Source organism: Streptomyces melanogenes, assembly GCF_014649795.1.
In the GTDB taxonomy this organism is placed as follows: domain Bacteria; phylum Actinomycetota; class Actinomycetes; order Streptomycetales; family Streptomycetaceae; genus Streptomyces; species Streptomyces noboritoensis.
This window is the reverse complement of record NZ_BMTS01000002.1, coordinates 565,941-587,780: the sequence shown is the minus strand read 5'-3', so window position 1 is coordinate 587,780 and position 21,840 is coordinate 565,941. Positions and strand designations below refer to the sequence as shown.

Here is a 21,840-nt window from a genome sequence, read left to right as displayed (position 1 = left end):
TACCGAGCGGGGGCACCTGACGGCCATGCCCGCGGACGGGCGCCGGACGCATGCCCGGCACCCGAACCGCGGCGTGGAGTACACCAGGGCGGTCAGCCTTGGTCGGAGATGACGCCCCGTACTGCTCGGGCGTACTCCTCACCCGCCTCGCGCGAGGCTCGGCGGATTTCCGAGACGACGGCAGCCGGGACAACGGGGGCATCGACCCTCAGCCCCGCTCCCCGAAGCACCTCGAAGAATTCCGCATCGGCCGCAACGTCCCGAGACACCAGTGGGCCTGGTGGCGGAACCTGCTCCCCCGGGCGGTAGATGACGGACTGCTCTCCGGAAAGCGTGAAGTCCAGGGAACCCAACAGCGTCTCTGCTGTATTCGCCACAAACTCCGCCTTCGTGAAGTCCGGCCGCAGAGCGGACTCCAGAGCCAACCCAAGGAGGTCGAGAATCCGCGCGGCGTAGAAGGCAGATCCGACATCGCCTTCCTCATCGGAAGACTCCGCCTCCATGACCTCCAGGGCCTCCGCACAAGCGTCTGAATCTGATTCAGCCGCCACGACCTCCCAGACCGTCGCCAGAGAGGCTTCCGCCCAATCCGACTCGTCTTCCTCGACCATCCCTGCGTACACGTCGAGCATGCGCTCCGCCACAGCCGCACAGAAGGCTGTCAGGACAGCCCCTGAAGCGTCTCGCAGAGGAACCACATCATGGTATCTAGCCACAGACAACTCACCCCTTCGGTGACCAGAACAGCGTGAAGGGTGAGTTCTTGGGCATATGCCCACGAATTCCCGCACCGCCGATTTTTACCGCGTTCACGTTCAGGTTTTCCGGGTTGAGGATCATCGGGTGACACGTCGCGTTGCAGAAGTTTCTCGAAGCAGCCCCAAAGATCGCATGCTCATGCTCCTTGAGGCCGTTCAAAATGCCTTCTTCGGCGTGGCCCGCGGCCTGAACGAACTCTTCACCCTCACGCAGGACAAAGTTCTCCGGCATACCGCCGGAACCGTTGATCCCAATCCGAAGGGTCAGCTTCTTCTCAAGCGAGTTCCAGACTCCGATAGCCGCTGTCGTTCCCTTCTCGTGGGCCAACCAGTAGTCCTTACGTCCCGACTGAAGCTCTTCCGCCCGGTCCATGGCCAAACGTGCGTCGTCTTCGGTGGCGACATCGCAGTTGTGAACGAGGACCGGGGTGTCCCCAGCCTCCACATAGTAGGTGTGGAGGGTGCCGATCGTCAGGTCGTACGTCGTCGTGTTCGCGTGGTACAGACGGACGTCCGTGACCTCGGCCGTGCCGGTCGGGGTCTGGAGGACGTCGCCCTCGTGGAGGTCCTTCGCCTCCACGAACGCCGACTGCGTGGCGTCGTAGAACGGGTGGTGGAACGTGGTGGTGAGGTGGTCGCCCTTGGCGTCGACCTCGCTCGAAGCGGTGGTGGCCGGGGCCGCCTCCGCCTTCTGCGGGGTTGCCGTCATGGCGCCGAGAACCGCTGCCGACGCCGCCAGAACGAACCCGGCCTTGCGGACAGACTTCTTCGCGAGCGACTTGGTGGCGTCCCGCTTGGTGGCACGAATGGTCAGGTCCACGAAGTCGTGGTCCGTCTTCGTGACGATGACACCGGTGACCTTGTGCGCCTCGGTGGCTGCGGCCCCCGGAACAGAGTTCGTGATCGTGTCACCGATCTCGACCCTGTCAATGGCCTTGGCGGTGCCGTTGGCCATCAGCACCTGGGTGTTGCCGGTGAAACTGTGGGGACGCGTGCAGCCCGAGCGGCTCCCGCTACGCCCACCGGCCCCTTCCGACTGCGCCCTGGACGCCGCCGTCTCCGTCGCGTCCTTCGCCGCGGTCTCCTCAGCCGCGGCCCCCTTCCCGAACAGGCCGCCCACGGCCTTCATCGCCTTGGGGGCCGCCTTCGCCAGCAGGGAGCCGCCGATCTTGCCGAGGACGCCGCCCAGTGCTCCGGACGCCGCGCCCTCCAGTGCCGAGCCCGCGAAGGCGCCGAGGCTGCACGCGTCGCCGCCCTTCTGGGCGCAGGCGAAGCCCTGGGTGACCAGGGAGCCGACCGCTCCGGCGACCGCCGCGCAGCCGATGGAGCCGACGCCCGCGGTGACCGCCTCGCAGCCCATGAAGACCGCCGTGGAGACCACGAACGAGGTGATCGCGGCCGCGTGGTGCTTCACGAACGTGGCCGTGGTCTTCGCCGCCTTCACGGTGGCGTGGTAGGCCGTGCGGGCCGCCTTCGCGACGGTGTGCACGGCCGCCTTGGCGACCTTCTTCGCGGCGTGGACCACGCGCTTCACCGTCTTGGTGACCTTGTGGTACGCCGTATGAACGGCATGGACCGCCGCGTGGTAGACCCGCTTCACCTTGCGCACCGCGTAGTGGTAGACGCGGCGCACCACGCGCACCGTCTTGCGGTACACGTCACGGACCTGGTGGACGACCTTCTTCGCCACGTGCTTGGCGACCTGGACGACCTGGTGCACCACCTGGACGGCGGCGTGGTAGACCGGCGCCACGACCTGGTGGACGACCGCCGCGGCCTTGTGGGCCACCTTCTTGGCGCCGCACACCACGTCGTACCAGGAGCAGTTGCCGGACTGGTCCGTGCCCGCGAGCGGGTTGTCGTTGACGTACGCGAACGGGTTCGCGGACACCGAGTTCGGGACCGGGTTCAGCGAGATGCTGTCCTTGTTGCGGAACTGGCCGGTCGCCGGGTTGTACCAGCGCGAGGCCGTGCCCACGTCGCCCGAGCCGGGCTCGGTCCAGCCGGACTGGAAGCCGAGGTGGCCGAGCACGGTGTTGGTGCCGACGCCCCTGCCCAGCGGGTCGTAGCTCGCCGAGCCCGACAGCGCGGTCGCGCCGGCGGTGAAGGTGCCGATCACGTCGTCGTGCTGGTCGGTGAGGGCCAGCGCGCTGCCGGAGGGGCCGTTGCCGACGCCGACCAGCGAGCCCGACGGGTCGTAGGTGTAGGTGTAGTTGCCGTCGGAGGCGATGGTGTTGCTCGCGCCCGAGTACTGGAAGGTGCGGCTGCCCTGGGTCGCGGTGTCGGTGTCGGTGATGTTCCGCCCGGCCGCGTCCAGGTTGTACGCGTGGGTGCCCGCGGTGATCTGGGCGCCGAACGCGTCGGTGGTGAAGGCCACCGTGCCGTCCGACCCGGCCTGCTGGGTCATGGTGCCCCGGGCCGAGTAGGAGTAGGTGTGGTTGCCGTCCGAGGTCAGCTGGTCGCGGGCGTCATAGGTGTAGACGTCCGCGCCGACCCGGGTGCGGTTTCCGGAGGCGTCGTAGCCGTAGGTGGTCGTCGTGGAGCCGTTGTTCCACGAGCTGAGCCGGTTGGCGTAGTCGTAGGTGTACGTGTGGCTCGCCGCGCCCGGCACCCCGGTCGTCGTCTTCGACGTCAGGTTGCCGTTCTTGTCGTAGCCGTACCCGATGGAGGCGAGGCCGGTGGCGCCCTGCATCAGGGTGTCGCCGGTCAGCCGGTGGGCGCTGTCGTAGCTGTAGGTGCGGGTCTGGCCGGTGGCGCCGTACTTGATCTGGGAGATCTCGTTCAGCTTGCCGTAGGTGTACGTGAGGCGGTTGCCGGTGGCCGCGTCGTCCAGGGTGGACAGTCGGCCCGCGGTGTCGTAGCCGTACGTCGTGGTGCCGGCCGCGTCGGTGCGGGTCAGCGGCGACGAGTCGGCGTTGTAGGTGAAGCTGGACGAACCGGCGGAGCCGGACGCGTTGAGCAGGTCGCCGCGGTCGTCGTAGCCGAACGCCTCATGGGTGGCCGACTGGTGGTCGGCGTTGCCCGTGATGCCCGCCTCGGCGGTGTCGGCCGACAGGATCCGGCCCGACTTGTCGTAGCTGAAGGAGCGGGTGGCGGTCGCGGCGTCCGCGCCCTGCCCGTCCATCGTCAGGACCTGGTCGTTGGTGTCGTACGTCAGGGACGTCGACGTACCGCCCGGCTTGACCGCCTTGACCATCCGGCCGTCGGCGTCGTAGCTGAAGGTGGTGGTGGTGTCCGCCGCCGAGGTGTACTGCGCGGTGGACGGCTCGATCACCTTCTCCTGCTGGCCCCACGGCGTGAAGGTGTAGCGCCAGGAGTTGCCCCGCCCGTCGGTGAACCGGGTGCGGTGGCCCGCCTGGTCGTAGCCGAACGAGGTGGTGATCGACGAGGTGTCGGAGACCGGCTGGATCTCCTGGGTGACCGTGCCCGCCGCGTCGTAGGTGAAGCGGGAGGTGTGGCCCAGCGCGTCGGTCGTGCTGACCGCGTTGCCCACCGCGTCGTAGGTGATGGACGCCTGCGAGAGCAGGGTGTCCGAGGCGTCGTACTGCTTGTTGTAGGTCGGCTGGCCCGCCGCGTTGTAGTCGGTCTGCGTCCAGGTGTTGTCCGGCAGGATCGTCTTCTGCTGGTTGCCCTGGAAGTCGTACGTGAACCGGGTGGTGTTGCCCGCCCCGTCCGTGACCGACGTGGTCTCGCCCGCGCGGTCGTAGCCGTACGAGGTGGTGACCCCGCCCGGCGTCGTCGACGACGAGATGTGCGTGCCGTACGGGTTGCCCGCCGTCACCGCGTAGGAGTTGGTGCTGGTCAGCGTCCGGGTGGACGGGAACCGCTCCAGCGTGGTGGAGGTGAGCTGGCGGCCCAGGTAGTCGTAGGTCGCCTGGGTGGTGGCACCGGTGCCGTCGGTCACCGAGAGCGGTTCGCCGGCGTTGTCGTACGTGGTGTGCACGGTGGCGCCGTCGGGTCTGGTGACCTGGGCGACCCGGCCCAGCTGGTCGTAGAGGTAGCTGGTGGTGCGCCCGCCCGGGCTGGTCGACGACGTCTGGTTGCCCTCGCTGTCGTACGTCCAGGTGGCGGGAGCGGTGACCGGGGTGGTCCCCCCGGCCGGGGTGTAGGACGGCAGGGTCTCCATGACCTTGTTGCCGTTGGCGTCGTAGGCCGTGGTGGTCACGTCGCCGTTGGGGCCCTGCTCCTCGACGGCCTCACCGAAGGTGTTGAAGCCGCTGGTGGTGACGGGGCGCACGGTCAGCGGGTTGGTGCCGTCCGTCTCCGCCTGGACGGCCGGGGCGGTGGCGACCGCCAGGTTCCCGGCCTCGTCGTAGGCGTAGGTGGTGGTGTTCTGGTTGGCGTCCGTCATGGACGTGCGCAGACCGCGCTGGTCGTACGTGTACGTGGTCTTCTGCTCGTCCGAGGAGGCGGCGGTGCCGCCGGTGCGCCCCTTGCCGTACAGCGAGGTGACGTCGGTCGAGGTGAACGCGCGCTGGTAGACCTGCACGTTCGAGACCCCGCCGGGCAGCGCGTCGACCACGCCGCCGCCGTACTTCGCGGCGCCGATCATCAGCGGCCCGTGCGCGCTCCAGGGCGCGCTGTTGGTGGCGCTGCCGGAGAGCGTGCCGTTGACGTAGACCTGCACGGCGCCGTTGGTGGCGTTGTACACGCCGACGACGTGCGTCCAGGTGCCCGCGACGGGCTTGGCCGTGGAGTAGGCGGCCGGGAACGAGGTCCCCGCCGCGTCCGTGCTGGTCTGCTCCATGGACCACAGCGGCGCGTTGGTGTGCGCGTAGTTGTACTGGAGCATGAACGCGCTGTTGGTGGTGCCCGCCTGGGCCACGACCGTCGCGTTGTGGGTCGGCAGCGACGCCATGTTCACCCACGCGGAGACCGTGTAGGAGGCGGCGGTGTCCAGCACCGGGCCGTTGGTGGCGATCTGCTGGCCCGCGTTGCCCGCGAAGTTGGCCGCGGAGTCGTTCCAGGTCACGCCGGTGGCGGCGGCGGTGTTGCCGGAGCCGGAGGCGTCGGTGACGGTCGAGCCGGAGGACTGGTCGAGCTTCCACCAGCCGGTCGGGTGCCCGGCGGCGTCCCCGTACAGCGTCTCGGCGATCTTGTTGCCCATCGCGTCGTACGCGTTGGTGACCGTGCGGTCCCAGCCCGAGGAGTCGTGGCTGTTCTCGGTGGCGATCTCGTCGTCCGGCGTGTACGACACGCTGGTCACCCGGGCCACACCGCCCGGGTCGAGGGTGGTGGAGGTGTTGCGGGAGGCCGCGTCGACCGTGTTGGTCGTGACGGTCTCGCCGTTGTCGGTGGCGCTGGAGAGCAGGTTGCCCGCGGCGTCGTAGGAGTTGGACTGCAGGACGTTGGAGCTGCTGCCGTCGGCGCTCTTCTTGGTGACCGTCGAGGTCAGACCGTTGTCGGTGTAGGTGTACGAGGTCGTCGAGCCCATGGCGTCGGTGACCGACGCGAGGCGGCCCGACGGGTCGTAGGCCCGCGAGGACTCGGTGAGCAGCGTCGGGGACTGCGGGTTCACCGGGTCGCCCGTGTACATGACGCCCTGGGTCAGCAGCTGACCGTTGTCGTCGTACGTGTAGCGCGTCTCGGTGCCCGAGGAGGTGACCTCCTTGGTCTTGTTGCCCTGGTTGTCGTAGGTGTACGTGACCGTGCTGCCGTTGGCCGCGCCCGCGTTGGCGTTGGCGTCCTTCTTGGTGGCGACGTGGTCGTACGCGTCGTAGGTCTGCGTCTCGGTGCGGGTGTAGTCCCCGCCGCTGCCGTCCGCGACCGACTGCGAGGTGATGTTGCCGTCGACGTCGTAGACGGTGCTGGAGACCGCCGCGTGCACCGCGCCGGTGACCCGGTCGGTGAGCTGCGGGTCCTTCTCCTGCACGACCTGGCCGTCCGCGTCGTACGTGTACGTCGTGGTGAGCCCGGCCGGGTAGGTGTCGGAGACGACCTTCTTGCTCAGGACCTGGCCGACGCCGTCATAGGCGTACGAGGTGACCAGACCGCCGGCGTCCGTGGTGGAGGCCACGTCGCCGTTCTTGAAGTAGGCGACGGAGTTGACCGCGCCGCCCGGGCTGACCGTGCGCACCGGCAGGCCCTTGGGGACGTTGCCGCCGCCGGTCGCCGGGTAGGTGGCGGTGCCGTCGCTGAAGACGGTCGTGGTGGTGCGCCCGTTGGGGAAGCCCGCCACGGCCGGACCGGTGATGGTGGTCTGGTTGCCCGCGCTGTCGTAGCCGAAGGACGTCAGATACGTGTTGTCCGTCGCCGAGGCCGAGCGGCCGTCGCGCCGGGTGAGCAGGATGTCGTTGCGCGGGTCGGCGGTGGTGAGCTGCTCGGTGGTGTCGTCCGGGAAGTAGCTGAAGTACTCCGTGGAACAGGCGTTGGCGGCCTGGTTCTGGCAGGTGGTCGTGGAGACCGTGTTGCCGCGGACGTCGTGGCCGGTGACCGTCGTCGCCCCGTTGGGGTCGGTGACGGTGTGCTCGAAGCCACCGGTGTCGTAGCCGAAGCTGGTGGTGTTGCCGAGGCCGTCGGTCTCGGTCAGCGTCCGGTTGTTGTGGTTGACGTCGTACTGGTAGGTGAGGGTGGCGTCGGCCGGGGAGGTGACCTTGACGGTCGACACCGGCAGCAGGCCCGTGGAGTTCTTCGCGGCCTGGAAGTGCGCCGCCGCGTCCTGCGCGGTCAGCGCGGTGCGGTAGGTCGCGGCCTCGGCGAGCGAGCCGTTGAAGTACACGGTCGCCGGGTAGGGCAGACCGGCCCAGCCGGAGCCGGTGGTGGCGGCGCCGAGGTAGTCGGTGGTGCGGCCGCCCGTGGTGAGCGCGGCCGTGCCGGTCTTGGTGGCGGCCTGGGTGCCGTCAAGGTACAGCGTCTGGCCGCTGCCCGTGGCGGAGAGCAGCACGTGGTGCCACTTGCCGTCGGTCACCGTGCCGGTGGTGCCCATCTGGACGGAGCCGGAGGTGGTGTAGAAGCCGCCGTACAGCTTGTTGTCGGTGCCGATCCACAGCTGCGGGGTGGTCGAGGAGACCGTGCCCCCGATCGGCCCGTTCTGCGCGTTCATCAGGACCGCGCCGCCGCGCGTGGTGCTGAACCACAGCTCGGCGGAGGCGGCGGTGCTGCCGGTCTGGACGTCCGGCACCTGCACCCAGGAGCCGGTCCCGTTGAAGGCGGCCGCCTTCTGGTCGCTGAACGGCCCGGTGGCCCCCAGCGTCACGCTGTTGTACGTGCCGGTGCCGCCGCGCGTCTCGTCGACCGCGGTGCTCGCGCCGGCCGCCTCACCGAGGCGGAAGTACGTGGCGGGCGCGCCGCCGAGGACCGCTCCCCGGTAGGTCTGGCTGGAGCCGGTGACCGTGGGGGCGCCGAGCTTCCAGACGCCGCCGTTCTCGTCGGTGAGCTGGGTGAGCGCCGCCGTGCCCGGGTCGTAGGTCATCGCCGCGTACGTCTTGCCGGACGGGCGGGTGACCGAGGACAGCAGGCTGGAGGCGTGCGTGCCGTAGTTGTAGAGCGCGCTGACGTCGGCGGCGACCAGCGGGCGGTCGTACCACGCGGCACCCGCGATGGAGCCGTTGAAGTAGGTGGCGTAGCCGGTCTTGCTGGTGCTGCTCTGGTGCGGCTGGTCGGGCCAGTTGCCGCCCAGGAAGCCGGTGCCGAGGTAGTTGAACGGCTGGTTCTTGCCGAACGCGGTGCCGCTCTTGATGGAGACGGTGCCCGAGAGCGAGCCGACCTTGGCGTTGTCGAGGAACAGCGTCTGCGAGTTGCCCGCGGCGGACAGCACCACGTGGTGCCACTTGCCGTCGGTGACCGCCGCGGAGGTGGTGAGCGGGGCGATGCCGCCGCTGTACCAGAACTCGGCGTTCAGCTTGCCGTCGCTGCCGACGTAGATCGACGGGGTGTAGTAGCCCGCCGCGTTGCCCGCGTCGATGGGCTGCGAGGCGTACGAGTAGAGCACGCCGGGACCGGCGGAGGTCTTGAACCAGAGCGACAGGGCGCCCGAGTCGGTGTTGTTGCCGGTGTCGTTGGGGAGCGCCACGGCGGAGGTGGTCCCGTTGAACCCTGCGGCGGTGCCGCCGTTCGGCGGGCCCGCCTGGCCGAGCGTGACGTTCTTGTACGTGGCGTCGAGGGTGCTCTGGTTGCCGAGGACGGCGTCCTTGGCGACCGTGCCCGACGCGTCCGACAGCGGCCACATGGCGCGCGGGTCGAGGTCGAGCGAGGCGTTCTGGTACTGCGAGCCCGCGGTGTAGGTGTACTTGGTGCAGGCGGTGGTGGACGACGGCGAGCAGACCGAGACGAGCTGGTCGCCGGTGTAGCCGTAGGTCCAGGTCAGCGCGGTCGACTGGTCGGTGCCGACGACCGGGTCGGTGACGACGGTCGCCACGTGCGCGGCGGCCGCGCCCGACGGCGTGGACCAGGTGACGTTCAGGGCGCGCCCGGAGACGGCCGAGGCCAGCTTGGAGACACGGCCGCCGGACCAGGTGAGGTTCAGGGCGCGGCCGTTGGCGTCGGTCACCGAGGTGAGGCCGTAGCCGCCGGAGCCGAGCGCCTGGGTGAAGGTGTAGACGGTGTCGTCCTTGTCGGTCAGCGAGTAGCCGCCGGTGACCGACTTGAACGTGGAGAAGCGGCCGGAGCCGGCCGAGAAGCTGCCGTCGCCGTTCTTGCCGTACCCGACCTGCGAGCCGTTCGGGTAGGAGACGACCGCGCCGGTGACGGCGCCCGCCGCGTTGTACTGCTCGGTGGCGCGGGTGTCGAGGATCGACGACCAGCCGGAGCCGAAGGAACCGGTCCAGCGCGGGTCACGGGAGTTGTAGAACCGCTCCACGTCGAGGCTGGGGCCGACGGTGGAGATGGAGGCGTCCGTGTCGCTGGTGGTGTAGTTGGCGTTGGACGCGTCGAAGCCGTGGTTGCCGCTGTTCTGCGACAGCCCCGAGGTGATCACCGGCTGGGGCACCTGGATCTGCAGCGCGTACCAGTCGGCTGCCGGGGTGTAGAGCGAGCCGTCGTACCCCTGGACCGTCCAGTAGTACGTCTGGCCCCACTTGAGCTTGCCCGCCGGGACCGTCCAGTCACCGGCCGCGATCAGCCCCGAGTCGGCGATCTTGGTGTTGGTGTTGTCGTAGACCTGGAAGTCGTACTGCGGGGTGGTGGTGACGTCGTCGCCGGCCCAGGCGGTCAGCTCGGGCGTGGTGGTGTTCGCGACGGCGTTGTTGTTCGGGTACTGCTGGTAGATCTGCGGGGCCGCGTTGCCGGTGTAGGTGACCGACATGTATGGGCCGAGCGCCGGGTCGTTGAACGAGCCGAACTGCTTCCAGTGCAGGTTGTCGTTGGTGGCCGCGTAGACGGCGAGGCCGTTGTCGGCGGTGGTGCCGTTGAACCAGCCCTGGATCGCGCTGGTGGTCAGCGGCACGTCCACCCAGTCGCCCACGGTCCGGTCGGCGCCGGTGTTGGCGCAGGCCTTGGGCACGTTCGGGGTCGCGTTGCCGATGGAGGCGCCGTAGGACGGGCCGGGGTAGCTCGTCACCGTGTTCGGCTTCCAGGCCTGGGTGACCAGCGCGACGTCGAAGCGCTCCGGGGTGCAGGTGGAGGCCCAGGTGTCGAAGAGGTGCAGGGTCGCCGAGGTGACCGTGGCGTGCGTGCCGTCCCAGGTGTTGTACCAGTGGTTGACGTACGAGGCCGCCGAGTGCGGACCGGAGTCGTAGGAGCCGACCTTGACGGTCTGCTCGGACGAGTGGTCGCCGGCGGGGATGCCGGACTCCGCGTAGGTGGTGGTCCAGCCGTCGGTGACGGTCGGGTCGACGGTGACCGGGAAGACGCGCGCGCTGTCGTGCAGCCAGCGCGGGTCCAGGGTGACCTTCAGCGCGGTCTTCGCGCCCTGGCGGACCAGCTGGTAGGTGACGGAGTGGGTGGTGGCCGGGTCACCGGAGCGCGGATCGACCTTCGCGTCGTAGGCGTACGCGGAAGGGATGCGCTCGACGGTCTTGCCGGAGGTGTCCACCAGGTCGATGGAGCCGTCCTTCGCCTGGCTCGCGGTCAGACCCTTGAGGTCGAGGGGGAAGGTCCAGGTGTTCTGGGCCTTCGCGGAGTGCAGGACGATCGCTTCCTTGAGCCCGGTCGCGGTGGGCGCGAGCTCCAGGTCGGTGCCGGGGAGCACGTTGGCGTAGGTGACGCGGGAGCCGTGCGCGGTGCCGGTGACGGGGGCCGCGCCCTGGAGGCCGTAGCTCAGGGCGTGCGAGCCGTCGGTGGCGAACGAGGCGAGCGCCGAGTCGGCGGCCTTGGCGGCGAAGTCGACGTCGAGGGAGTTGGCGGACTCGTGCCAGCGCTTGTCCGGCCCCGCTCTCACATCGACGTCGATGGGCCGCCATTTGCCCTGTTCGTCCTTGTAGTTCACCGGCGTCATGGCGATCTGCCGGGTCATCGAGCCGTCCGCGTTGTCGAAGACTGTCGCGGTACGGGACGACTTGGCCGGATTGCGGTGGCTCGTCTTGGCGTTGAAGCCCTGGGCCGAGCCGCTCTTGCCGCCCTTGGTGGCCTTCGCGTACGGGTGGTAGGCGTCGAGCTCGCCGTGGCCCTTGCCCGGCTTGTGGCCCTTGCCCTTGTTCGCCTTGGTGGCGGCGGCGCTGGCGTGGTGGCCGTGCCCGGCGGCGGTGCCGCCCTGCTGCTTGGGCAGCGAGCCCCAGTGCGGGTCCTTGAACCAGGCGGTAATCGAGCTCAGGCTGGGCAGCGAGATCCGGCCCAGATGGGCGTCGTCGGCCACGGCCTGCTGGGTGGTCAGCATCAGCGCGATGCTGGTGAGCAGCAGCAGTGCCACGCGTCTTTGACGGCGGCGGTACAACGAGGGCCGCCGTATGGAACGGCGGAAGGGGCGCGGGCGCACGGGGCGACTCCCTGAAGATAGGCACAGTTCGGCCAAAGACAGAAACGCGCCGATCTTGTCCGTAAAGAGCGCCTAAATGACAGTCAGCAGACCTGTTCTTGGCAGCTGCTTGGGCAACCCATTGCTTAAGTGGAATGGGTTGTTCCGTCTGCCCGTTTAGCGCTTTCCCGTACTTTTGCCAGAAGAAGTCCGCCGGGATGCCTCCGCGTGACGCGGGAACGCGCTGGTCAAGAACGTCCCGCGACGGCCGCGAGACGCAGCAGTTGGTCCACACGCCGCCGGATCTCGGCCGCGCGGGCCGGGTCGCCGGTGCCGTACGGACTCTCGAAGTACGGCAGGACCGCGCGGTACTCGGCCAGCGCGGCGGGGCCGTCACCGAGCTGTTCCAGACAGAGCGCGGCGTCGTGGCGGAACGCGAGGGCCTGCGGGTCGGCCGGGCCCGCCTCGGCGGCCCGCTCCTCGGCGAGCCGGCGCAGCTCGGGCAGCGCCCGGCGGTACTGGCCGTCGTCCATCAGCGTCGCCGCGTACTGCTTGCGCAGGATCCGCACCACCGGGGAGCCCTCGCCGTGCCGGTCGGCGGCGGCGGGCAGGATCGCGCCGAGGATGTCCACGGCCTGGGTGATCCGCCCCTCCCCGAGCAGCCGCTTGGCCTCGTCGACGGCGCCCGCGACATCGGGCTGAGGCGGGGCGGGTGCGAGGCGCGGGTCGGGTGCCTGCCGCGGAACCGGCGGCTGGGCCTGGACCGGTGGCGGGGTGGCCGTGCGGTCCGGCCAGGGGGCGTGCGGGCGCAGGAACGGGCGCGTCGGGTCGAGCGGGTGCCCGGCCGGGGTGCCGCGCACCGGAAGCAGCGGAGCCAGCGCCTCGTACACCTCCTGCGCGGAGCCGGGCCGGTGCGCCGGGTCCTTGGCGAGCAGCCGCAGCACCAGCGCCTCCAGGGCCTCCGGCACCTCCGGGCGGACCTGGCGGACCGGCAGCGGCGGCTCGTAGAGGTGGCGGTGGAGCACGCCGAGCGCGGTGGACCCGGCGAACGGAACGTTTCCGCTGAGCAGTTCGTGGAGCAGCACGCCGAGCGCGTACAGATCCGTGTACGGGCCGACCGCGCCGCCCATCGCCTGCTCGGGCGCCATGTACGCCGGGGAACCGATCGGCGAGCCGGTGCGGGTCAGCCGCGTGGTGTCGTGGTCGAGGACGGAGGCGACCCCGAGGTCGAGGACGGTGACCGTGCCGTCGGGGCGCACCATCACATTGCGCGGCTTGAGGTCGCGGTGGACGATCGGCACCGCGTGCACGGCCGACAGGGCCGCGCACAGCTGGGCCGCGACCGCCACCGCCCACGGCCAGGGGTAGGGCTCGTGCTCGGCGAGGTGGTCGGCGAGGTCGGCGCCCTCCACGTGCTGCATGACGAGGTAGAGGTCGTCGCCGTCGCTGCCCGCGTCGTGCACGGTGACCAGGCCCGGGTGGTCGACCTGCGCGGTCACCCGGCACTCGCGCACGAACCGGCGCCGGGTCTCGTCGGCGGCGCTCGCGCCCGCCACCACGTCGGGGCGGAGCAGCTTCACCGCGACCCGGCGGTCCAGGCGCTGGTCGTACGCCGTCCAGACCTGGCCCATCCCGCCCTGGCCGAGCAGCGCCGCCAGCTCGTAGCGCCCGCCGACCACGCGCCCGGCGCTCACCGGCCCTCCTGCTGGCGCAGCAGGGAGCTGAGCTCGTCGAGTTCGGCGCGGACCTGGTGGATGCGCGGGGACGGCGGCGCCGGGGGGTACGGGGGCGGCGCCGGGACGCGCCGCTGGTGGAAGTGGATGTCGACGACCAGGTAGTAGACGACCACGACGAGGGCCTGCACCAGCAGGAGCGCCATCCCGACGTTCGAGGCCCAGGTGTCCTTGAAGTGGGTGTGCAGCATCGACAGACAGCCGATGTTGACCGCCAACTGGCCCCAGAACAGCAGCCAGTCGCGCCGGGTGCGGCGCATGATGGCGAGCCGCAGCATCGCCGTCCACGCCAGCAGACCGAGGGTGAGCACCACCAGCACGGAGAAGACCACCCGAACGGTGATCACCTTCACGCTCGCGGGGCTCGGCATCTCTGCTCCTGACAGGGCGGTACGTACATCGCTGGCCAGAGCGTAAAGGTGACGCCCGGTCAGGGTCCACCCAGGTCAGGGGTGCGGGGGTGGAACCGGGCGGTCCGGATCAACCCCCGGTCTGCTCCGGCCTTACGACACCGTCCGTGAGGCCGTCGTGCAGCCCCTGCACCAGCTGCTCGCCGAGCCGTCCCGCGAGCCGCAGCGCGTCCTCGAACGCGGCGAGCGCGCGGAACCGCTCGCCGTACCGTGCCTGTTCGGCCAGCGGCAGCCGGGGCAGCTGGAGCCTGCGCACATCGAGCCGGGACGCGGTGGTCGCGTAGCTGCTGGCCTGGCGGTTGTTGGCGGTGCCGCGCAGGAACCCGGCGAGGAACCAGGGGTCGAGGGCGGCAGGTGCGGGCCGCAGCAGCTGGAGGTTGCGGCCCAGCGCCGCCCCGGCGGTGGCCGCGTCGACCACCCGCGCGACCGTGCCGCCGCCGAGCACCGGCACCACCACGTCACCGGCTTCGGTCAGCACCGGCTCCTCGGCGGGGCCGTCGGGCAGGGCGCCGGAGGGGGCGGTGCCGCTCAGCACGTCCTGCTCGGTGAGCACCGGCACGCCCGGGGCCGAGGCGCCCGCGCCGCCGGAGCGCAGCACCAGGGCACCCGCGCGGGCGAGTTCGCCGACCGTGGTGAGCGGCAGCCGGGCGCCCGGGTGCGGGGCGGGCCCGGCGGGCGGCGGGGTCAGCTCGGCGGTCCGCCGCAGCGTCGCGCCGAGCTCCTCGCGTACGGCTTCGAGCGCGTCGGCACCGCCCGCCGCGGCCGGGGGCGGCAGATGCCGGGCGGGGGCCAGGTCCACGTCGTCGTCGAGGAGTTCGATGACCGGGACCGCGCGGCTGACCCCGGGCCGCTCCTCGGCGGTGCCGTCCCGGTCGAACGGCGCCCAGGCCTCCAGGACCGCGCTCTGCACGGCCTGCCAGGGCAGCTTGTCGCGGCCGCCCCCGTCGCCGCCGGGCAGCCCGGCCGCGTCCACGAGCAGCAGCTCGGGCGCGGGGTGGCTGCCCACGCCCGGCCTGCGCAGCACCCACAGCTGGAGCGGGATGCCGTACGGCGGCGCTGCTCCGGCGGGCAGCGCGATCACCGCCCGCAGGGCGCCCCGGCGCAGCAGCCCGGCGCGGATGCGGCGGCCGGAGCGGCGGGACGCGGCGGCCGGGGGCATGAGCAGGACGGCGGTACCGCCCTCGCGCAGCCGGGCCAGCGCGTGCTGCACCCAGGCGAGTTCGGACTCGGTGCGGGCGGGCAGGCCGTACTCCCAGCGCGGGTCGTAGGCGAGCTCGTCGTGGCCCCAGTTGCGCTCGTTGAACGGCGGGTGGCAGAGCACCGCGTCGACGGCGAGGTCGGGGAAGGCGTCGGCGCGCAGCGAGTCGGCGGCGGCGGTGCGCACCTCGGCCGGGCCGTGCAGGGCGAGCCGCAGCCCCGCCAGCGCGGCGAGCTCCGGGTCGGCGTCCTGCCCGTACACCGCCTCCGCGTGCGGGACCGCGCGCAGCAGCGTGCCGGTGCCGCAGGCGGGGTCGAGCACCGAGGCGGCCTGCGGGCCGAGCGCCAGCGCGGCCATCAGCTCGGCGGGTCCGGGCGGGGTCAGCGTGTACTGGCGCGGGTTGGCGTCGAGGTGGCGCCCGAGCAGGAACTCGAAGGTCTGCCGGGCGCCCAGCTCGGCGGCGAGCTCCCCGACCCCGCGCAGCAGCGGCACGGACGCGGCGAAGTCGGCCGGGGCCGGGGCGGGGGTGTTCACAGGGCCGCTGTGAACCGACTCGTCCAGCACCTTGGGCAGCCGCTCGGCCATCGCGGCGTCGGAGAGCGCGGCGAGCCTGCGCCATTCGTCGGGGTCGTCCCGTACGAGAAGGAGCGCGCGGCCCGCGTGGACCAGGCCCGTCACGGCTCCGGCGGGGTGGCCGGACAGCTGCTGCCAGACGCGCTCGCGCAGCGGGACCTCGGCGAGTTTCCCCTGGTCGCGCAGCCACTGCTCGACCTCGGGGAGGGCGAAGGAGGGGCTGGTCTCGGTGCCGCCGACGGGCTTGGGGAAGTCGGCGTGGCGACGGCGCCAGTTGCTGACGGCCGCCCGGCCCACCCCGGCGAGCCGGGCGATTCCGGCAGCGGTCACCTCTGCTGCGTTGTCCGGCACGGGCCCGACTCCCCTCGTCTGTTGTGCCTCCCAGCATAGCGATCACCACCTGAGCACTCCATACACGAGCGTGAACCGATCCACCCCTGTGAACCATGTTGACTCGGTTCACAGTCTCTGTTGTGATTGACCCATCGGTTCACACGGCCCCCGAGGCCCGTCGGAAAGGCACAGCCATGTCTCAGCACAAGCGCAACTGGTTCGCCCGCCACAAGGTCCTCACGGGCGTCGGCGCGGTCGTCGCGGTGATCGCCGTCGGCGGCGCGGTCGGCGCGGGCGGCGGCTCGGACGACAAGTCCCCGACGAGCGCGGTCTCCCAGGAGTCGCCCAAGAAGGCGGAGAAGAAGACGGGCGGTTCGCAGCAGCCCGAGGCGAAGAAGGAGAAGGGCCTCGGCGACGGCAGCTTCCAGGTCGGCTCGGACATCAAGCCCGGTACGTACGTGAGCAGCGGGAACAAGGACGGCTGCTACTGGGAGCGCGCCAAGGACGCCTCGGGCAGCACCGACGCGATCATCGCCAACGACAACGTGACGGGCGCCAGTTACGTCACCGTGCTGGCCGGCGACAAGATCTTCAAAAGCAGCGACTGCCAGGACTGGCACCTCGTCGACCCGAAGGCCCCGGCCAAGGGCACCCCGAAGACCACGCTCAAGGGCAACGGGGGCATGTTCAAGGTGGGCACCGACATCGCGCCCGGCACCTACAAGTCGACGGGCAACAAGGACGACCAGTGCTACTGGGAGCGCGCCAAGGACGCCTCGCACAGCACCGAGGCCATCGCCGCCAACGAGAACGTGACGGGCACGGCGATCGTGAAGGTCGGCGCGGGCGACGCGTACTTCAAGAGCAGCGGCTGCCAGGACTGGGTGAAGACGGGCTGAGCGTCAGCCGTGCCCGAGGAGCGGCCGGGCCTCACCCCGTGGGCAGCTTCTGCTGCGGGCACTCGGTGAGGACCTTCTTCATCGCCTCCTTCTCGGCGTCCGTCACCCACACCTCGTACTTCTTCTTGACGGCCACCTGGTCCGCCACGTACGTGCAGCGGCCCGCCGCGAACGTCGGCAGCCAGGTCGCCGCGTCGCCGTCGCTCTTGCGGCGGTTGGCGCTCGCGTCCACGGCCAGCAGGTTCAGCGGGTCGTTGGCGAAGGCCACCCGCTTCTTCTTGTCCCACTGCTGGGCGCCCTTCTGCCAGGCGTCCGAGAGGGCCACCACATGGTCGATGTCGACCTTGCTGCTGCCCCGGACGAACTTGATGGTCTCGCCCGTGTACACGTCCTTGGTCAGCGTCCCCGAAGCGACGTCGCACTTGTCCTTGAACTTCACGTCCGTGAGGTCCCGTTTGAGGATGTCCTCCCGGGTGGCGCAGCCGTTGGCGTCGGTGTCGGTCCAGCCCTTGCCGAACTGGTCGCGCGAATAGCCGGTCTTGGCCGCCCGGCCCTTCACGGTGAGGGTGTCGACGGCGGCGAGGGCACTGCCCTGTGCGGCGGGCGCGCCGGGCTTCGCCTTCTTGGCGTCGGTCTTGCTGTCGGAGCATCCGGTGAGGGCGAGCGCGGCCGCGAGCGCGGCGGCGGGAAGGGCGATTCGGTACGTACGCGTCACAACGGGCCGTCCTCGGAGGAAGTTGGCGGGACCCCGCGATCCTATGGACCGAGTGACTTCTACCCGGCCACCCGGTGGCCATAGGGGCTCGAAGGCGGAAAGCCGCGGCCGGGCCGGGCGCCCGCGTACGGCGGCGCGGGGACCGCACCCGGCCGTGCCCCACTCCACCGGCGGCGGCCCGCCCACGGCGGGGCGGCGGCGCGTAGCGTCGTGACCGTCCCTGCCTCCCCCGACGAAGGAGACCGCGGATGGGGATCCTCGACCGTTTCAAGGACCAGGCGCAGAACAAGGCGGAGGACCTCGTCGAGTCCGTCGGCGACGAGGTCGACGAGAGGACCGGCGGCCGGTTCGCCGGTCAGGTCGACCAGGCGCAGGACAAGGCGAAGGAAGTGCTCGGCATCGATACGTCCGCGCAGGAGGCCGCCGGGCAGCAGCCCGTCGAGCAGCAGACGTCCGAGCAGCCCTCGGAACAGCCCGAGCAGGAGCAGCCCCCGGCCTGAGCTTCCCGGCGGGCCGCCAGGCCGCAGGCCGGTGGGAGGACGGGTGGGCGCGGCCCACCCGTCCCCTCTTCTGTCAGGAGATTTCCCTCGGAGCCCCAGAGTCTCAGGACCCCAGGATCGTGGTGAGGAACTCGCCCGTCCACGCCAGCAGTTCGCGCCCCACCACCGGCTTGCCGCCGATCTTGCCCGTCGTCGGGCGCGGCACCAGGATCTGGTGCGTGGGCGCCTTGACGACCGTACGCGGGTAGAGGCGCTTGAGGCGCAGCTCCTGGGACTCGCGCAGCTCCACCGGCGCGAAGCGGATGTTGGCGCCCTGGAGCACGATCTCGCCGACCCCGCAGGCCCGCGCCAGCATCCGCAGCCCGGCCACGAGGAGCAGGTTCTCGACCGGCTCGGGCAGCTTGCCGTACCGGTCGGTGAGCTCCTCGCGGACCGCCCTGATGTCGTCCTCGGAGTTGGCCGAGGCGATCGCCCGGTAGGCCTGGAGGCGCAGCCGCTCGCCCGGCGCGTAGTCGTGCGGGACGTGCGCGTCGACCGGCAGCTCGATCTTGACCTCCAGCGGCGGCTCCTCCTCCGCCCCGCCCTCGACGGCCGCCCGGTAGTCGGCCACGGCCTCGCCGACCATCCGGATGTACAGGTCGAAGCCGACGCCCGCGATGTGGCCGGACTGCTCGCCGCCGAGCAGGTTGCCCGCGCCGCGGATCTCCAGGTCCTTCATCGCCACGTACATGCCCGCGCCCATCTCCGTGTGCTGGGCGATGGTCGCCAGGCGCTCGTGGGCGGTCTCGGTGAGCGGCTTCTCCGGCGGGTAGAGGAAGTACGCGTACCCGCGTTCGCGGCCCCGGCCGACGCGGCCGCGCAGCTGGTGGAGCTGGGAGAGGCCGAAGTTGTCGCCGCGCTCGACGATCAGCGTGTTGGCGTTGGAGATGTCGATGCCGGACTCGACGATCGTGGTCGAGACGAGCACGTCGAACTTCTTCTCCCAGAAGTCGACGACGACCTGCTCCAGCTGGCTCTCGCCCATCTGGCCGTGGGCGGTGGCGATCCGCGCCTCGGGGACGATCTCGCGCAGCCGGGCGGCCGCCCGGTCGATGGACTCGACCCGGTTGTGGATGTAGAAGACCTGGCCCTCGCGCAGCAGTTCGCGCCGGATCGCGGCGCCGATCTGCTTCTCCTCGTACGGCCCGACGAAGGTGAGCACCGGGTGGCGCTCCTCCGGCGGGGTGGTGATCGTCGACATCTCGCGGATGCCGGTGACCGCCATCTCCAACGTACGGGGAATGGGCGTCGCGGACATGGTCAGCACGTCGACGTTGGCGCGGAGCTTCTTCAGCTGCTCCTTGTGCTCGACGCCGAAGCGCTGCTCCTCGTCGACGATGACCAGGCCGAGGTCCTTGAACTTGGTCTCGGAGGAGAAGAGGCGGTGGGTGCCGATGACGATGTCGACGGCGCCGTCCTTGAGCCCCTCCAGGGTCGCCTTCGCCTCGGTGTCCGTCTGGAAGCGGCTCAGCGCCTTCACGTTCACCGGGAACTGCCCGTACCGCTCGGTGAACGTGCCGTAGTGCTGCTGGACCAGGAGCGTGGTGGGCACCAGGACCGCGACCTGCTTGCCGTCCTGGACGGCCTTGAAGGCGGCGCGGACCGCGATCTCCGTCTTGCCGTAGCCGACGTCGCCGCAGACCAGCCGGTCCATCGGGACCGTCTTCTCCATGTCCTCCTTGACCTCGGCGATGGTGGAGAGCTGGTCGGGCGTCTCCGCGTACGGGAACGCGTCCTCCAGTTCGCGCTGCCAGGGGGTGTCCGGGCCGAAGGCGTGGCCGGGGGCGGCCATCCGCGCCGAGTACAGCTTGATCAGGTCGGCGGCGATCTCCTTGACCGCCTTCTTGGCCTTCTGCTTGGTCTTGGTCCAGTCGGCGCCGCCGAGCCGGTGCAGGGTCGGGGCCTCGCCGCCGACGTACTTGGTGACCTGCTCCAGCTGGTCGGTGGGGATGTAGAGCCGGTCGCCGGGCTGGCCGCGCTTGGCGGGCGCGTACTCCACCAGCAGGTACTCGCGGGTGGCGCCCTGGACGGTGCGCTGGACCATCTCCAGATAGCGGCCGACGCCGTGCTGCTCGTGCACGATGTAGTCGCCGACCTGGAGGGTGAGCGGGTCGATGGTCTTGCGGCGGCGGGCCGGCATCCGGCCCATCTCCTTGCTGGCCGTGCGCTGCCCGGTCAGATCGGTCTCGGTGAGCACGGCGAGCCGCAGGGCCGGGTCGACGAAGCCGTGGTCGAGGGCGCCGCAGGCGACGTGGACCACCGAGGGGCTGATCTCGCCCAGCTCGGCGTCGAGCCGCGCGGCGATGCCCTCGCCGCCGAGGACCTCCACAGTGCGGGACGCCGGGCCGTGGGCCTCCGTCACATAGACCGCGCGCCAGCCGTCCGCGAGCCACTGCTTGGTGTCGGCGAGGGCGCGCTGGGTGTCGCCCCGGTAGGTCTCCGGCGCGTGCATGCCGAGCTTGAGGGTGCCCGCCGCGTCAGCGGCTGATGTCACAGTGTCCAGGTCGGCGTCGTCGGACGCGAACGGCGAGATGGACCACCACATCATGCCGAGCTCGCGGGCCCGGTCGCGGACGTCCGCGATGCCCCACAGCGAGGCAGCGCCGACGTCGATCGGGGCGTCCCCGCCGCCGGCGGTGGCGGCCCAGGAGGCCTGGAGGAACTCCTGGCTGGTCGCCACCAGGTCGGTCGCCCGGGTGCGCACCCGCTCGGGGTCGCAGACCACCGCCATGGCGCCCTTCGGCAGCACGTCGAGCAGCAGCTCCATCTCGTCGACCAGGACCGGCGCGAGCGACTCCATGCCCTCGACCGCGATGCCCTCCGCGATCTTGCCGAGCAGTTCGCCCAGCTCCGGGTGCGCCTCGGCGAGGGCGGCGGCCCGGCCGCGCACCTCGTCGGTGAGCAGCAGCTCGCGGCAGGGCGGCGCCCACAGCCCGTGCTCGGCGACCTCCAGCGAGCGCTGGTCCGCGATCTTGAAGTACCGGATCTCCTCGACGTCGTCGCCCCAGAACTCGACCCGGAGCGGGTGCTCCTCGGTCGGCGGGAAGACGTCCAGGATGCCGCCGCGCACGGCGAACTCGCCGCGCTTCTCGACCAGCTCGACCCGTGAGTACGCGGCGGCCGCCAGGCCCTCAACGATCTCGTTCAGATCCGCCGACTGCCCGCTGCGCAGCGCCACCGGTTCCAGGTCCCCGAGCCCCTTGACCTGGGGCTGGAGCACCGAGCGGATCGGCGCGACCACCACGCTGACCAGGCCCGCCGCCGGGTCGTCGTCGCGGGGGTGCGCCAGGCGGCGCAGCACGGCGAGCCGGCGGCCCACCGTGTCGCTGCGGGGCGAGAGGCGCTCGTGCGGCAGCGTCTCCCAGGAGGGGTACTCCACCACCTCGTCCGGGGGCAGCAGCGAGCGCAGCGCCGCCGCCAGGTCCTCCGCCTCCCGGCCGGTCGCGGTCACCGCGAGCACCGGGCGCCCGGTCTCGCGGGCCAGCGCGGCCACCGCGAAGGGCCGCGCGGCGGGCGGGCCGACCAGGTCGACGTGGTTTCGGTGGCCGTCGGTGGCGGCCTTCACCGCTTCGGCGAGCGCCGGGTCTCGTACCACCGCGTCCAGCAGACCGTGCAGGCTCATGAAGGGCTTCCATCCCGGGGAGAGGGCAACGCGAACCGCCCGACACGTCACACGGGCCGGGGGTTCCCAGCGTACGCCCGCCCGTCGCCCGACCACCGCCCCTCACCGAGGCGCTGCGCGCCGCCCCTTTTGTCTGTGTGACAGCCGCGCGTGAAGCAAGCCAGGGGGCGCGCGTGGGCGGGATCACCCCTTTGGCGGTACTCCTGAGCAAAGGGTGAGCCTTTGCAAATCT

8 protein-coding genes and 1 pseudogene are annotated in these 21,840 nt (G+C 71.0%); 2 read left to right on the top strand and 7 right to left on the bottom strand.

Annotated elements, in window-relative coordinates; all coding sequences use genetic code 11:
• Positions 1-92: 92 nt before the first annotated feature.
• The 5 genes and pseudogenes from IE252_RS06560 to IE252_RS06540 all read right to left on the bottom strand — a co-directional run bounded on the left by IE252_RS06560 (position 93) and on the right by IE252_RS06540 (position 15,851).
• Positions 93-632 carry a hypothetical protein gene (locus tag IE252_RS06560; RefSeq protein WP_190088311.1) on the bottom strand — a complete coding sequence of 180 codons (540 nt, stop codon included), beginning with the start codon at positions 630-632 and terminating at the stop codon, positions 93-95.
• A gap of 91 nt (positions 633-723) precedes the next feature.
• Entirely contained in the window at positions 724-11,541 is a 10,818-nt protein-coding gene (locus tag IE252_RS43920; protein WP_190088310.1) for a LamG-like jellyroll fold domain-containing protein, read from the bottom strand.
• Positions 11,542-11,864: 323 nt separating this feature from the next.
• Positions 11,865-13,280: pseudogene (locus IE252_RS06550) on the bottom strand (serine/threonine-protein kinase); the annotation flags it as partial.
• A complete protein-coding gene (locus IE252_RS06545) occupies positions 13,277-13,690 on the bottom strand; it encodes a hypothetical protein (protein ID WP_190088309.1) in 414 nt (137 codons plus the stop codon). The gene IE252_RS06545 and the pseudogene IE252_RS06550, both read right to left, overlap by 4 nt.
• Before the next feature lie 109 nt (positions 13,691-13,799).
• Positions 13,800-15,851, bottom strand: a complete 2,052-nt coding sequence (locus IE252_RS06540) for an N-6 DNA methylase (protein WP_190088308.1) — start codon at positions 15,849-15,851, stop codon at positions 13,800-13,802.
• 176 nt (positions 15,852-16,027) lie between these two features.
• Between IE252_RS06540 and IE252_RS06535 the strand changes: the two genes are divergently transcribed.
• Positions 16,028-16,732 (top strand): Rv1352/Rv1906c domain-containing protein, encoded by a 705-nt coding sequence (locus IE252_RS06535; RefSeq protein WP_190088307.1) that lies wholly within the window; start codon positions 16,028-16,030, stop codon positions 16,730-16,732.
• A gap of 31 nt (positions 16,733-16,763) precedes the next feature.
• Here IE252_RS06535 and IE252_RS06530 read toward each other — a convergent pair whose 3' ends face one another.
• Positions 16,764-17,447, bottom strand: a complete 684-nt coding sequence (locus IE252_RS06530) for an HNH endonuclease family protein (RefSeq protein WP_229848029.1) — start codon at positions 17,445-17,447, stop codon at positions 16,764-16,766.
• A 248-nt stretch (positions 17,448-17,695) separates the two neighbouring features.
• On the opposite strand from IE252_RS06530, the gene IE252_RS06525 reads away from it, so the two are divergent.
• Positions 17,696-17,947: an antitoxin gene (locus IE252_RS06525; RefSeq protein ID WP_190088306.1), complete on the top strand. Its 252-nt coding sequence runs from the start codon at positions 17,696-17,698 to the stop codon at positions 17,945-17,947.
• A 103-nt stretch (positions 17,948-18,050) separates the two neighbouring features.
• On the opposite strand, the gene mfd is transcribed toward IE252_RS06525, so the two are convergent.
• Entirely contained in the window at positions 18,051-21,608 is a 3,558-nt protein-coding gene (gene mfd, locus IE252_RS06520; RefSeq protein WP_190088305.1) for a transcription-repair coupling factor, read from the bottom strand.
• Positions 21,609-21,840 lie beyond the last annotated feature (232 nt).